Source organism: Janthinobacterium sp. PAMC25594 (assembly GCF_019443505.1).
GTDB lineage: Bacteria > Pseudomonadota > Gammaproteobacteria > Burkholderiales > Burkholderiaceae_D > Janthinobacterium.
In genome coordinates this window covers 2,731,999-2,745,950 of the sequence record NZ_CP080377.1, presented here as the reverse complement: position 1 = coordinate 2,745,950, position 13,952 = coordinate 2,731,999, and the positions used below count along the sequence as shown (strand labels likewise).

Sequence of the window (13,952 nt, the reverse complement as noted above, 5' to 3'; positions counted from 1 at the left end):
TATCTTTATCATCTCCGCGACACATAGAAAAGAGGACTGAATGGCGAGTAACAACGTAGCCCAATTTGCCACCGAACTGAAGATGCCTGCAGATTTGCTGCTGACGCAGCTGCGTTCTGCCGGCGTCGAGAAAAGTTCGACGTCAGATCCATTGTCGAAAGATGATAAGGACAAGCTTTTGGATCATCTGCGCCGCACACACGGCGCAGCGGCTGACACAGAAAAGAAAAAAATCACCGTGACCCGCAAGGAAACGACTGAAATCAAGCAAGCTGACGCCACCGGCAAGTCGCGCACCATCCAGGTGGAAGTGCGCAAGAAACGCACTTTCGTCCAGCGTGACGAAGCTGTGCCGGTCGCGGCAGAACCGGTCGCGCCTGCCGCACCGGTGATCGATCCCGCCGACGTGGCGCGCCGTGAAGAAGATGCCCGTAAACAGGCTGAACTGATCGCCCGCCAGGAAGCCGATCTGCGCGAAAAGCAAGAACGTCTGGCCAAGCTCGACGCGGAAAAAGAAGCCCAGGCGAAAGCCACGCAACAGGCTGAATTGGCTGCGAAGAAAGAAGCTGACGCGGAAGCGAAGAAAGCCGCTGCCAAGGCTGCTGCCGCGCCTGTCCCCAGCGCCGCTGCGCCTGTCGTTGACGACGCCGCTGCCGAAGCGAAAAAAGCTGCTGCCGCTGAAGAAGCGAAGAAGAAAGCCGCCGCCGCTGCTGTTGCCGCCAAGGAAGCCGCTGACAAAGCGGAAGCCACGGACCGTGCACGCAAGGCCGTTGCCGACGAAGTCGCCCAGATCAAGGCCATGATGAACGCGCCACGCCGCGCCATCAAAGCTCCTGAACCCGTACCGGTTCCGGTCAAGCCGAAGGCGCCGGAAGGCACCCTGCACAAGCCTGCTGACAAGAAACCTGGCGACAAGCCGGGCGACAAGAAGCCTGCTGTTGCAGACAAGAAATCCATCAAGTCGGCGAATGTGTCGTCCACCTGGTCCGATGACGCGAAAAAACGCGGCACCACCGGTGGTCCGAAGCCACGCGGCAATAGCGGCCCAGGCGGCCGTGACAGCTGGCGCGGTGGCGCGAAGGGCCGTCGCCCGACGCACCATGACGACCGTGAATCGAACTTCCAGGCGCCTACGGAAGCCGTCGTCAAAGACGTGCACGTACCGGAAACGATCACCGTGGCCGAACTGGCACACAAAATGTCCGTCAAGGCATCCGAAGTCATCAAGCATTTGATGAAATTGGGCCAGATGTGCACGATCAACCAGGTGCTGGACCAGGAAACCGCCATGATTCTGGTGGAAGAAATGGGCCACAAGGCGTTTGCCGCCGAGCAGGATGATCCGGAAGCGTTGCTGGCCGATGTGGGCGAGCACGCGCACTTCGAGTCGAAGCCGCGCGCACCGGTGGTCACCGTCATGGGTCACGTCGACCACGGCAAGACCTCGTTGCTCGATTACATCCGTCGCGCCAAGGTTGCCTCCGGCGAAGCGGGCGGCATTACGCAGCATATCGGCGCTTACCACGTCGATACGCCACGCGGCATGATCACCTTCCTCGACACCCCGGGCCACGAAGCGTTTACCGCGATGCGTGCCCGTGGCGCCAAGGCAACCGACATCGTCATTCTGGTGGTTGCCGCCGACGATGGCGTGATGCCGCAAACGAAAGAAGCGATTGCCCATGCGAAAGCAGCCGGCGTACCGCTGGTGGTGGCGATCAACAAGGTCGACAAACCAGGTGGCAACGTGGATCGCGTGACGCAGGAACTGGTCGCCGAGCAAGTCGTGCCGGAAGAATACGGTGGCGAATCGCCATTCGTGCCGGTCTCGGCCAAAACGGGTCAGGGTATCGACGATCTGCTGGAACAAGTGCTGTTGCAAGCCGAAGTGCTGGAACTGAAGGCACCGGTCGATGCGCCTGCGCGCGGCCTGGTCGTCGAGGCGCGTCTGGACAAGGGCCGTGGTCCTGTCGCGACGATCCTGGTGCAGTCCGGTACATTGAAGCGCGGCGACGTGATTCTGGCGGGCTCTTCGTATGGCCGTGTTCGCGCCATGCTGGACGAGAACGGCAAAGCCATCGCTGAAGCGGGTCCGTCGATTCCGGTCGAAATCCAGGGCTTGACGGAAGTGCCGGTTGCCGGTGAAGAAGTCGTCGTCATGGCGGACGAGCGCAAGGCGCGTGAAATCGGTCTGTTCCGTCAAGGTAAGTTCCGCGACGTGAAACTGGCCAAGCAGCAAGCTGCGAAACTGGAAAACATGTTCGACCAGATGGCCGAAGGCGAAGTGAAAAACTTGCCGCTGATCATCAAAACCGACGTGCAAGGTTCGCAAGAAGCGCTGGTCGGTTCGCTGCAGAAACTGTCGACCTCCGAAGTGCGCGTACAAGTTGTTCACGCGGCAGTCGGCGGCATCACGGAATCGGACGTCAACCTGGCAGTCGCCTCGAAAGCGGTCATCATCGGCTTCAACGCCCGTGCTGATGCCCAGGCACGCAAGCTGGCCGAGTCGAATGGCGTGGACATTCGCTACTACAACATCATTTACGATGCGATCGACGAGATCAGGTCGGCGTTGTCGGGCATGTTGGCACCAGAGAAACGCGAAACCGTCATCGGCCACGTCGAGATCCGCCAGGTTATCCTGGTCTCGAAAGTGGGCGCGATTGCCGGTTGCCTGGTCACCGATGGCGTGGTCAAGCGTGCTTCTTCCGTCCGCCTGTTGCGCAACAACATCGTGGTGTGGAGCGGCGAGATCGACTCCCTGAAACGCTTCAAGGACGATGCGAAAGAAGTTCGCGCCGGTCTGGAGTGCGGCCTGTCGCTGCGCAACTACAACGACATTCAGGTTGGCGACACCCTGGAAGTGTTCGAAGTCCAGGAAATCGCTCGTACCCTGTAATCTCAGCAAGAACAATGGCGCGGACATAGTGATGTCCGCGCAAACACGTGGGGCGCATTGGTCAACGGGCAACCGTTTGACTCATGCGCCCTGCGGCACTTAGGACAGCATAAAATCATGGCTAAACATAGCAAAACCATGCCAGCGCGCGGCTTGCGCGTGGCCGACCAGATCCAGCGCGATCTGGCTGAAATCGTCGCCTACGAATTGAAAGACCCGCGCGTGGGCACGATGATCACCATCACCGAAGTGCAGATCACGCCCGATTACGCGCATGCCAAGGTGTTTTTCACGATGTTGAAAGACAGCAAGGAAGCCATCAAGAACACCACCGAAGGCCTGATGGCCGCGTCTGGCTTCATCCGTGGCTTGCTGGGCAAGCGCCTGCACATCCATACCCTGCCGATGCTGCATTTCGTGCACGACAGCTCGACCTCGCGCGGCATGGAAATGTCCTTGCTGATCGACAAGGCCAACGCCACGCGCGCGGCCGACGCCGAGCCGGACGAAAAGCCTGCCGACAAAGCGGACGAGCAATAAACGTGGCGGGTCCGAAGAAACCACCGGGCATCAAGCGGGTGCGCGACCTGGTCGACGGCGTCTTGCTGCTCGATAAGCCCGTGGGCTGGTCCAGCAATGACGCCCTGATCAAGGCCAAGCGCGTGCTGAATGCGAAAAAAGCGGGCCATACGGGCACGCTGGACCCGTTCGCCACGGGCTTGCTGCCGCTGTGCTTTGGCGAGGCGACGAAATTCTCGCAGGACTTGCTGGAAGCCGATAAAACCTACGAAACCCTGGTGCACCTGGGGCTGACGACGGATACGGGCGATACCGAGGGCGACGTGCTGGAAACACGCGACGTCAACGTCACCGAAGAGCAGATCGAAGCCGTGCTGGCGCGGTTCCGCGGGCCGATTTTGCAGACGCCGCCCATGTACTCGGCCTTGAAAAGGGACGGCAAGCCCTTATATGAGTATGCAAGGGCAGGCATCACGCTGGAGCGCGAAGCGCGCCCGGTGACCATCCACAAGCTCGAGTTCCTCGGCTACGAAGCCCCGTTCCTGAAATTGTCCGTGATGTGCAGCAAAGGCACGTATATCCGCGTGCTGGGCGAAGACATCGGCCATGCCCTCGGTTGCGGCGGCCATCTGAACGCCTTGCGCCGCACGCAGGTGGGCAGCCTGACGTTGGATGGCGTTGTCACCCTGGACGAGCTGACGGCGCATGCCGCGCCGTTGAGCCTGCTGGCGCCCGTCGATGCATTGTTGTCGAGTTTCCCCGCCGTCCAGCTGACGGAAGAATTGGCCAAGCGTTTCCTGCATGGTCAGCGCATCGCACTGGGCAAGGAAGAGGTCGCCGTACCAGCCGAGCCGGGCAGGGTGCGCGTGTATCACGACAGCAAGCTGCTGGGCACGGGCCAGTTGCAGGAATACAGCATCCTGGCGCCGGAGCGTCTCATTGCCACGGCGCATCAATAAGTCACAGCAACGTCATATTACCCAGCGACACTCGTTAAACAGTGTCGCTTTTTTAAACAAATCGTCCCCGACTGTGGGAGCCGCCTGCATTTTTAGATAGCGCTGCAACGCAACATGCTATACTACGCGGTTCCGGAAATAGATTAGCATTCGGGTATCTCGTACACCTTGTACGCACTCCGCAGTTTTTCAGTAACTACTACGACCATGTCAAATACAAAACGCGCAATTCGTAATATCGCCATTATCGCCCACGTTGACCACGGCAAAACCACGCTGGTGGATCAGCTGCTGCGCCAATCCGGCACCTTCCGTGAAAACCAAGCGGTCGACACCCGAGTCATGGACTCGAACGACCTGGAAAAGGAGCGCGGCATTACGATTCTGTCGAAGAACTGCGCTGTTGAGTACGAAGGCACCCACATCAACATCGTCGACACCCCAGGCCACGCCGACTTCGGCGGCGAAGTGGAACGTGTTCTGTCGATGGTTGACTCGGTTCTGCTGCTGATCGATGCACAGGAAGGCCCGATGCCGCAAACCCGTTTCGTCACGCGCAAAGCGCTGGCACTGGGTCTGAAGCCTATCGTCATCGTCAACAAGATCGACCGTCCAGGCGCACGTCCGGACTGGGCCATCAACCAGACGTTCGAACTGTTCGACAAACTGGGCGCTACCGACGAGCAACTGGATTTCCCTATCATTTACGCTTCGGGCCTGAACGGCTATGCCGGCCTGACCGAAGACGTACGCAGCGGCGACATGAAGCCGATGTTCGACGCCATCCTGCAACACGTGCCTGTCCGTGATGACAATCCGGAAGGCCCGCTGCAGATGCAAATCACCTCGCTCGACTACTCGTCGTACGTCGGCAAGATCGGCATTGGCCGCGTCAACCGCGGTACCGTCAAGGTTGGTCAGGACGTTCTGGTCATCAACGGTCCAGGCGCTACGCCGATCAAAGGCCGCATCAACCAGGTGCTGAACTTCAAGGGCCTGGAGCGCGTGCTGGTAGACGAAGCCGTTGCCGGCGACATCTGCCTGATCAACGGTATCGACGAAATCGGCATCGGTTCGACCCTGTGCGCACTGGATACCCCGGAAGCGCTGCCTATGCTGACCGTCGACGAGCCAACCCTGACCATGAACTTCATGGTCAACAACTCGCCACTGGCTGGCCGCGAAGGCAAGTTCGTGACCTCGCGTCAATTGCGTGACCGTCTGGACCGCGAACTGAAAGCCAACGTTGCTCTGCGCGTAGCGCCGACCGACGACGACACGATCTTTGAAGTATCGGGCCGTGGCGAATTGCACCTGACGATTCTGCTCGAAAACATGCGTCGCGAAGGCTTCGAGCTGGCCGTATCGCGTCCGCGCGTGGTCTACAAGATGGTCGATGGCGTACGCCACGAGCCGTTTGAAAACCTGTCGGTCGACGTGGAAGAAGTCAACCAGGGCGGCGTCATGGAAGAGCTGGGCCGTCGTCGTGGCGACCTGCAAAACATGGAATCGGATGGCAAGGGCCGCGTGCGTCTCGAGTATCTGATCCCGGCGCGTGGCCTGATCGGCTTCCAGGGCGAATTCATGACCCTGACCCGCGGCACCGGCTTGATGAGCCACGTATTCAACGAATACGCGCCAGTCGACAACACCCGTGGCGAAATGGCTGGCCGTCGTAACGGCGTGCTGATCTCGCAAGATGACGGCGCCGCTGTTGCCTACGCCCTGTGGAAACTGCAAGATCGCGGCCGCATGTTCGTGGTCCACAACGATCCAGTGTACGAAGGCATGATCATCGGCATTCACTCGCGCGACAACGATCTGGTCGTCAACCCGATCAAGGGCAAGCAGCTGACCAACGTGCGTTCGTCGGGTACCGATGAAGCAGTGCGCCTGGTACCACCAGTGCAAATGTCGCTGGAATACGCGGTGGAATTCATCGCCGACGACGAACTGGTTGAAATCACGCCTAAATCGATCCGTCTGCGCAAGCGCTTCCTGAAAGAAAACGAGCGTAAGCGCGCCGGCCGCGACGCGTAATTGTTGTAGTGAGTGGTGCGGCGCTGCGTCGCCGCGCCAACCAGACCCGCTGTGCTTGCATGACCTTGCGGTGATGCGACGCAGCGGGTTTGCCGTTCTGGATTCCCTTTTTTGTAGCGAGCGTATTGTGACTGTCCCAACCCTGCCTTCCCGCCGCCTGTCCGTCGCCCCCATGATGGACTGGAGCGACCGCCATTGCCGCAAGTTCCACCGCGAAATCACGCGCCATACCTGGCTGTACACTGAGATGGTGACGACCGGCGCGCTGGTGTACGGCGACGTGGAACGCCATCTGCGCTTCAACGAGGAAGAGCATCCGGTGGCGCTGCAGCTGGGCGGCAGCGACCCGAGGGACCTGGCCACCAGCGCGAAGCTGGGCCAGCAGTGGGGCTATGACGAAATCAACCTCAATTGCGGCTGCCCGTCCGAGCGCGTGCAGAAAGGCGCGTTTGGCGCCTGCCTGATGGCCGAGCCGCAACTGGTGGCCGATTGCGTGAAAGCCATGCGCGACGTGGTCGACATTGACGTCACGGTCAAGCACCGCATCGGCATCGATGACAGCGAGTCGTATGACTTCGTGCGCGATTTCGTCGGCACCGTGGCCGATGCCGGCTGCAAGACATTTATCGTGCATGCGCGCAATGCCATCCTGAAAGGCCTGAGCCCGAAGGAAAACCGCGAAGTGCCGCCCCTCAAGTATGACTATGCCTACCGCTTGAAGCGTGATTTTCCCCAGTTCGAGTTCATTATCAATGGCGGCATCAAGACGCTGGACGAGATCGACCTGCACCTGCAGCACCTGGACGGCGTGATGCTGGGCCGTGAGGCCTACCACAACCCGTACGTGATGGCGCAGTTCGACCAGCGCTATTACGGCGACGACACGCCTGTCAAAACGCGCGATCAGGTGCTCGAAGCGATGATTCCGTATATTCGCGCGCAGCTGGAAAAGGAGGCGGGGCGGCTGAAGCTCAACAGCATCACGCGCCACATGCTGGGCCTGATGCAAAACCTGCCTGGCGCGCGCGGTTTCCGCCAGACCTTGTCCGACTCGAAGAAGCTGGCCTTGGGTGACCCGCGCCTGCTGCTGGAAGCGGCGGCGCGCCTGTCTCTGCCTGCCTGATGAACGGTGACTGCCACAGCTTTGCGCGCCTGATCGATGGCTACCTGCTGGCCGTCAGCGCGCTCAAGGATGATGGCAGCCTCTTCGCGTGTACCTATCTGGGCGCGCAGCCGCCGCAGGCATCCTTTGACGCGCTGTGCCGCGCGCTGCAGATAGCGCCGGACGGCCTGCGCCTGCAGCCGATCGAAACGGTCGTGTGCAGCGGCGCCCTGTGCACGCCGCGCCAGTGGCTGCTCGAGCGCTTGCACCCGATCAGCGAAGCGGACCGCCAGCCGCTCGATGCGCGTTTATATGACGGTTTCGCGCGCGAACTGGCCGAACTGCTGGGCAGCGAGCCGCACTGGTATCAACTGGTATCATCGGGTCGGCGCAGCCTGGCCGGACAATTGGGCGCCATCTGGAGCGTCTTTGTCTTTGGCACAGTGTGCCACGCCTATGTGATGCATTGCAGCTGGGACCGCTGATCCAACTTGTCTATACCGCTGCCCCGGCGCAGTGGTATTGTCCGCACTCCCCCTTCCTCTGAGTCCCCCTCCCGAAACGATGCCATATGGTTATGCCATGTGTTGTAAATGCGCTGTTTCGGCGCACGCGCGCACTGCCTTGGGGCATTTCTAGTAGGCAAGAAACGGCGTTGTTGCCATTTCCCCGAAGAAAGTTAATCAGGCATTTATTCAGGTACTTATTGCTTGCTTTGAGGCAAAATTTACACCTATAATTGATTATAGACAAATATTTCTCATATGAATGTTTGATGTTGATCTCACATCAACGGTGTCAATAATTCAGTGTGTGGAACAAATTTGCATTCGCAGTCACTGGCGTTTTCAGGGCTGTTGTAGACCAGGAAGTACCCCAGGCTGCGTGCGGCCGGATACCGCCAGCATACCAATGGGTAAGGGCGGATACCGGTGTCTCGCGGCCTTCGTCTTGTCGTGCCGGGCAAAAATTCTTATCAATAGTTTCATTTACGAAGAGCCGAAATGAATTTAGCAAAAATGAAGGTTGGTACACGCCTGGGCCTGGGATTCGCCCTGGTACTGGTTCTGCTGGTGGCCGTCACCGTCCTCGGCATCGCGCGCATGGCGCAAATCCAGGAACGTCTCGATCACGTGATCAATGTCAACAATGTCGTCACCCGCCTGGTGATCGACATGCGTGGCAACGTCAGCGACCGCATCACCTCGCTGCGCATCCTCACCCTGATGACCGACGCGAGCGATATGGAGCCGGAAATGGCGCGTATCAAGACGCAGACCAGCACCTATCAGGAAACGCAGAAAAAGCTCGAAGAGAAATTCGCCGCCGAGTCGACTGCCGAAGAAAAAACCTTGCTCGCTTCGATCAAGGAATACGAGGCGGCAGCCATGCCGGCCATCGCCAAGGCGTCGGCACTGTGGATGGCCAACGATGCGGAAGGCGCCACGCGCGTGATGATCAAGGAAATCCGCCCGGTACAGAAAAAATGGATGGACGCGCTGGAGCAACTGGCCACCCTGGAAGACAAGTTGAACGAGCAGATGCAATCGGATGCCCGCAAGGCGTTTGACAGCGCGCGCCTGTTCATGATCATCCTCGGCGTACTGGCCGTGGCGATGGGCGTGGCGGCGGCACTGGTGATTACCCGCGGCCTGCTGAAACAGCTGGGTGGCGAGCCTGACTACACGGCATCGATCGCCGGCAGCATCGCCAATGGCGACCTGTCGATCGGCATCCACACCGAGCCATCCGATACGTCCAGCCTGTTGGCGGAAATGAAGGAAATGCGCAACAGCCTGGTAGGCATTGTCGGCCAGGTACGCATCGGCACGGAAACCATCGGCACGGCGTCGCGCGAGATCGCCGATGGCAATATCGACTTGTCGTCGCGTACGGAAATGCAGGCGAGTGCACTGGAAAAAACGGCGTCGGCCATGGAAGAGCTGACCTCGACCGTGAAACAGAATGCGGACAATGCGCGCGAAGCCAACAAGCTGGCCGCCACCGCTTCGGACGTGGCCCTGAAGGGCGGCTCCGTGGTGTCGCAAGTGGTTGACACCATGAGCTCGATCAATGAATCGGCGAAGAAAATTGTCGACATCATCGGCGTCATCGATGGCATCGCCTTCCAGACCAACATCCTGGCGCTGAACGCGGCCGTGGAAGCGGCACGTGCCGGCGAGCAAGGCCGCGGCTTTGCCGTGGTGGCCTCGGAAGTGCGCAACCTGGCCCAGCGCTCCGCTGGCGCCGCGAAAGAAATCAAGATCCTCATCGACGATTCGGCCGAGAAGACGGAACGCGGTACGCGCCTGGTCGGCCAGGCCGGCGTGACGATGGGTGAAGTGGTCGACAGCGTGCGCCGCGTCACCGACATCATGAGCGAGATCGCCAGTGCCAGCCAGGAACAAAGCGCCGGCATCGAACAGGTCAACCTGTCGATCATCGAGATGGATGGCATGACGCAGCAAAATGCGGCCCTGGTGGAACAGGCGGCCGCTGCGGCGCAAAGCTTGCAAGACCAGGCGGCGGAACTGGCCCACGTGGTCAGCATCTTCAAATTGGTCGAAGGCGAAGAGAAGCCGGCAGCGTATGTGCCGGCACCGGTGGCCGCCGCACCCGTCGCCGTGCGCAAGCCGGCGCCGGCATTGCGCCCGGTCAAGTCGCTGACCCGCAAGCCGGAAGCTGCCGCTCCCGTGGCGGCTCCTGCGCCACGCAAGGCGGCAGGTGGCGGCAGCAATGACGAGTGGGAAGAGTTTTAAGCGCGGCCAACAGCGCACAGGGAATTGTAATTACCGTATCTGATAATCATGGGGAAGCACATGTTTGAGAATAAGCGTTTGATGAGTGTTGCAGCAGCCTTGCTGGTGTCCGTTTCTTCCGCCGCCTTCGCGGCCGAGGTGCCTGCGTCGTTCGATGCCAAGAGCTGCAAGGCCGACTATCCAAAAGCCTCGCTGATGAACGAAGAGCAGGGCACCGTGTCGATGTCCTTCCTGGTCAATGCCGATGGCAGCGTTGCCGATTCGAAACTCGACAAGAGCAGCGGCTTCAAGAACCTGGACAAGGCCGCCATCAAGGCCCTGTCCGCATGCAAGTTCAAGCCGGGCACCAAGGATGGCGCCGCGGCGCAAACCTGGACCAAGGTCGATTACGCCTGGAAGCTGGACTGATCCACCTAGCGCCGGGAGCGGGTCTCCCGGCATGGCCGTATCCGCCACGGGCGGCGCCTGCAAGGGTGCCGCCCGTTCTGTTATGTGCGCCAACCAACGGCACCGTCGCTGCCGATTCTGTTACCCTCGAAACATACCTTCGGGAAATCCCATCACAAGAGGCTTACCATGCTGCGCATCCTGACACTTTCCTCCCTGGCCGCCACCGGCTTGCTGCTTTCCGCTTGCACATCGCTGGGCACGCCTGCGGGCTTGCAGGAGGGGCAGACGGTGGCCGTCGTGAATAGCCTGAGCTGGGACAATCCCCTGACGGGCAAGCGCGACGGCGTGCGCACCAGTTGGCCCATCAAGGATGGAAAGATTGCCCCTGAATATTTTCCGCTGGCGCAATTGAAGCAATGCGCTGCGGATGGCAAGCCTTGCGCCTGGGGCGTGATGCGCGCGCAGCGCGGCGCACCCACGCTGGCCTATGTGGACGGCGGGGTGGATCTGGCCGTGAGCGTATCGATCGACGTGGCGCGGCGCCAGGATGCGCGCCAGGGCGAGACGCAAACGGCGATGGCGATTCCCCAGGATGTGGCCGCGCTGGCGGGCAAACAGCGCGTGCAGCCCAGCTGGAAATTGAAGTATGGCAAGGTCGAGCAAGTCGAACTCGATTACGGCGTGCGCTACCAGGTGTGCGTGCAGCGCTACGATGCCGCCGGCAAGGCCATCGATAGCTGCGCGATTCCATTTATCTGAGGAAACCTGCTGCGCAGGCCGCTTGTGGCGCCATTGCCACATTTCATGTTGCGGCGTGCGTCGGGGTGTAACAATCGGTAAAAGCGCAGCAAAGCTCGGCGTAATTTCTTATAGTACTTACTTGAAGTAGTAGATATTAGGAGAATTGCGATGAAAACCCTGTTGGCAGTAATCTCGCTGGCCGCCTTGGGTGGCTGCGCCGTGGCGCCCCCCGGTCCCGCGTATTACGGTTCGCGCGCGCCGCAGGGGGCCTACAATCCCTATGACTGGCATACGGTCTCGTCCGAGCCGGTGCAGTCGGGCCGCGTGATGAGCGCACCGCGCGTGGAATACACGAATGAACCCGTCTACGTGCAGCAGCAACCTGTGTACGTGCAGCAACCTGTGTATGTGCCGGCGCCCGTGTACGCGCCACAACCGTATTATTACAATCCACCCGTATCGATCGGGCTGGACTTCATGTTTGGTTTTGGACGCTACGGTGGACACCGTGGCGGCTGGGGCGGGCACGGACGCTACTACGGCCGCCGCTAGCATGTGACGATGTGACGCCAGAAAGCGCGCCACGAAGCGGAATCAGTGGAAATATACCGAATTCTGGTGCAGCACATCCGCCGAGCACAGGATATACACCGCCGCCGCTGCCAGACCTATTTGCAAGGCGCCAAAGCTGATCGGGATGAGGCGGGACATGTCGTACTCCTGAGTGGTGGGAAATGTGTGGTCAGGCTTTCATCATAGGTTGAGTTGATGCTCTCGGGCATCGGATGAATGTCCGCCGCGATGTAGGACAACACCTCGCGCCGGGCGCCCCGCCTCGCTCTCCCGCCGCCTAGCGGTTTTTCCAGCGCACCACAGGCTCTTCCGGCGCCGTGTCCGGCACGTTCGAGATCGCCAGCCAGTGCGTCAGGCGCTCCGGATGCTTGAGATTGATGCCCATGCCATCGATGATGCCGACCTGTTCCAGCATGCGCGCATCGATTTTCGCCTTCGACACCGTGGGCGCGCCCATGACCATGCGGTCATACGCCTTGCGCGCCTTGTGTTCCCACTTGTGCAGACTGCTTTCGTCGAAGCGGTTTGCTTCGAAGTACACGGTCAGGGTGCCATCGAGGTTGCCGAAGCCGACGATGCCAGCGCCCTTGCGGATGGTGGTGGTGTTGGCGATGTCAAATTCCGCCGTGGGCACGAAAATGCCGGCGCGGCCATCGATATCGGGACGTCCCACGGGCGTGTCCTTGCCGTAGGAACTGGTTTCGGTAATGGTTTTCTCTGCAGACATGGTGCGTGTGTGGCGGCCGTACCGGGAGCGCAATCGGGCCCGGCAGCGCCAGTCATCCTGTTCAAAAAATGCGTGCTGATGATCAGGGCGGGGTAGGGGCCCTGGCGGAGCGATGCTTGGCATTGCTTGATACCCCGCTATTGTAGCGCCAATTTAATTCTTCTTGGCAACATTTCCTGAAAATTATGCTCCCGTTTTCCTATGAAAAAAGCCGCCCGGCCAGGTGTGGCGGGGCGGCTGTTGCGCGGCGACTGTCCGGGTTCAGGCGGCGTTCTTGCGGCGCACCACGAAACCCAGCAAACCCAGGCCCAGCAGCATCATGGCGTAGCTTTCCGGTTCCGGCACGGCAGCCATCACCGAGACATTGTCCAGGTAGGAACCATAGGTCGGTGCGGAGACCGGGCCGATCGATTCGAAGCGCAGCAGGGTGGACGAACCGAGCGCGGACACGTTCTGGCTGTAGGTTTTCCATACGCCGCTCGTGGTGCCGATCAGGGCCGTTGGCGTGAGCAGGGTGGAACCCCAGTAGACATTCATCAGGCTGCTCGCGCCGCCTGGCGTATCCGGGCGGCCCGAATAGGCAAACGACAGCGCATACGTGCCGCCGGCCGTGGTGGCGATCGATTGCGATACGGACGTCAGGCGCGCGGCGTTGAGTTCCAGGTATTGTGTACCGGCGGCGGCGACGGGGTTGAAGCCGCTCTGGCCGCCTTGCGTGGCGCCTTTCTGGATTTCAAAGGCCGAGTTGCCGCTGGCTGACGAGGTCCAGCCTGTCACGCTGCTGAGCGCAGCCCAGGATGAGGAGATGACATTGTTTTCAAAACTGCCATTGACCACCAGTTCGGTCGCGGCATTGGCTGTGCCAGCGGTGGCCAGGGCGGCCAATGCGGCAATCTTCAAGAGGGTGGCTGGCATTTTCATGGTGTTCCGATTTAGTTGATTATAGGATAATTTAATTTCTTAAATGACATTTAAATGATATCACTAAAACTCACACAAAAAACAAGGACCGACTAAAAATATTTGCAATTGTGAAATCATTAATGTCTGTAATGCAATTAATTTGTGTGGCGAAGCAATTACTGCCGTGATGCAAGGCGAGCGCGACTATGAACCTTCTTGCATGGCAGTATTTTTGTAACATCAGGACGTAAAAAAACCTGCATCGTAACAACAACGTTGCAGGTTTTTTTTGAGGGTATGTGCGGCTGCGGCCACATATCGATTCGATAGGCACTGCCGC

The 13,952-nt window shown here is 59.8% G+C and carries 12 protein-coding genes; 10 read left to right on the top strand and 2 right to left on the bottom strand.

Annotation, left to right across the window (positions count from 1 at the left end; translation table 11 throughout):
- Positions 1-40 precede the first annotated feature (40 nt).
- The 10 genes from infB to KY494_RS12365 all read left to right on the top strand — a co-directional run bounded on the left by infB (position 41) and on the right by KY494_RS12365 (position 11,961).
- Positions 41-2,899 (top strand): translation initiation factor IF-2, encoded by a 2,859-nt coding sequence (infB, locus tag KY494_RS12410; protein ID WP_219891136.1) that lies wholly within the window; start codon positions 41-43, stop codon positions 2,897-2,899.
- Between the two features lie 117 nt (positions 2,900-3,016).
- Positions 3,017-3,439 carry a 30S ribosome-binding factor RbfA gene (gene rbfA / locus KY494_RS12405; protein ID WP_034782531.1) on the top strand — a complete coding sequence of 141 codons (423 nt, stop codon included), beginning with the start codon at positions 3,017-3,019 and terminating at the stop codon, positions 3,437-3,439.
- A gap of 2 nt (positions 3,440-3,441) precedes the next feature.
- Positions 3,442-4,377: a tRNA pseudouridine(55) synthase TruB gene (gene truB / locus KY494_RS12400; RefSeq protein WP_219133073.1), complete on the top strand. Its 936-nt coding sequence runs from the start codon at positions 3,442-3,444 to the stop codon at positions 4,375-4,377.
- 207 nt (positions 4,378-4,584) lie between these two features.
- Positions 4,585-6,417: a translational GTPase TypA gene (gene typA / locus KY494_RS12395; protein WP_116743332.1), complete on the top strand. Its 1,833-nt coding sequence runs from the start codon at positions 4,585-4,587 to the stop codon at positions 6,415-6,417.
- A 172-nt stretch (positions 6,418-6,589) separates the two neighbouring features.
- Entirely contained in the window at positions 6,590-7,540 is a 951-nt protein-coding gene (dusA, locus tag KY494_RS12390) for a tRNA dihydrouridine(20/20a) synthase DusA (protein WP_258194927.1), read from the top strand.
- Positions 7,540-8,004 (top strand): hypothetical protein, encoded by a 465-nt coding sequence (locus tag KY494_RS12385; protein ID WP_219891135.1) that lies wholly within the window; start codon positions 7,540-7,542, stop codon positions 8,002-8,004. The genes dusA and KY494_RS12385 overlap by 1 nt, the downstream gene beginning before the upstream one ends.
- A 519-nt stretch (positions 8,005-8,523) precedes the next feature.
- Positions 8,524-10,278 carry a methyl-accepting chemotaxis protein gene (locus tag KY494_RS12380; RefSeq protein ID WP_257571978.1) on the top strand — a complete coding sequence of 585 codons (1,755 nt, stop codon included), beginning with the start codon at positions 8,524-8,526 and terminating at the stop codon, positions 10,276-10,278.
- A 60-nt stretch (positions 10,279-10,338) separates the two neighbouring features.
- Positions 10,339-10,686, top strand: coding sequence for an energy transducer TonB (locus tag KY494_RS12375; protein ID WP_219133079.1), 348 nt, complete (start codon positions 10,339-10,341; stop codon positions 10,684-10,686).
- A gap of 168 nt (positions 10,687-10,854) precedes the next feature.
- Complete coding sequence (locus tag KY494_RS12370) at positions 10,855-11,427, top strand: hypothetical protein (RefSeq protein ID WP_219133080.1); 573 nt, start codon at positions 10,855-10,857, stop codon at positions 11,425-11,427.
- A gap of 150 nt (positions 11,428-11,577) precedes the next feature.
- The gene (locus KY494_RS12365; RefSeq protein ID WP_219133081.1) at positions 11,578-11,961 is read left to right on the top strand and encodes a hypothetical protein; all 384 of its coding nucleotides are present in this window, start codon (positions 11,578-11,580) and stop codon (positions 11,959-11,961) included.
- A 298-nt stretch (positions 11,962-12,259) separates the two neighbouring features.
- On the opposite strand, the gene KY494_RS12360 is transcribed toward KY494_RS12365, so the two are convergent.
- Together KY494_RS12360 and KY494_RS12355 are read right to left on the bottom strand one after the other, a co-directional pair.
- On the bottom strand, positions 12,260-12,709 hold the full coding sequence (locus KY494_RS12360) for a hypothetical protein (protein WP_219891134.1): 450 nt from the start codon (positions 12,707-12,709) through the stop codon (positions 12,260-12,262).
- A gap of 261 nt (positions 12,710-12,970) precedes the next feature.
- Positions 12,971-13,630 (bottom strand): FxDxF family PEP-CTERM protein, encoded by a 660-nt coding sequence (locus tag KY494_RS12355; RefSeq protein ID WP_219891133.1) that lies wholly within the window; start codon positions 13,628-13,630, stop codon positions 12,971-12,973.
- Positions 13,631-13,952 lie beyond the last annotated feature (322 nt).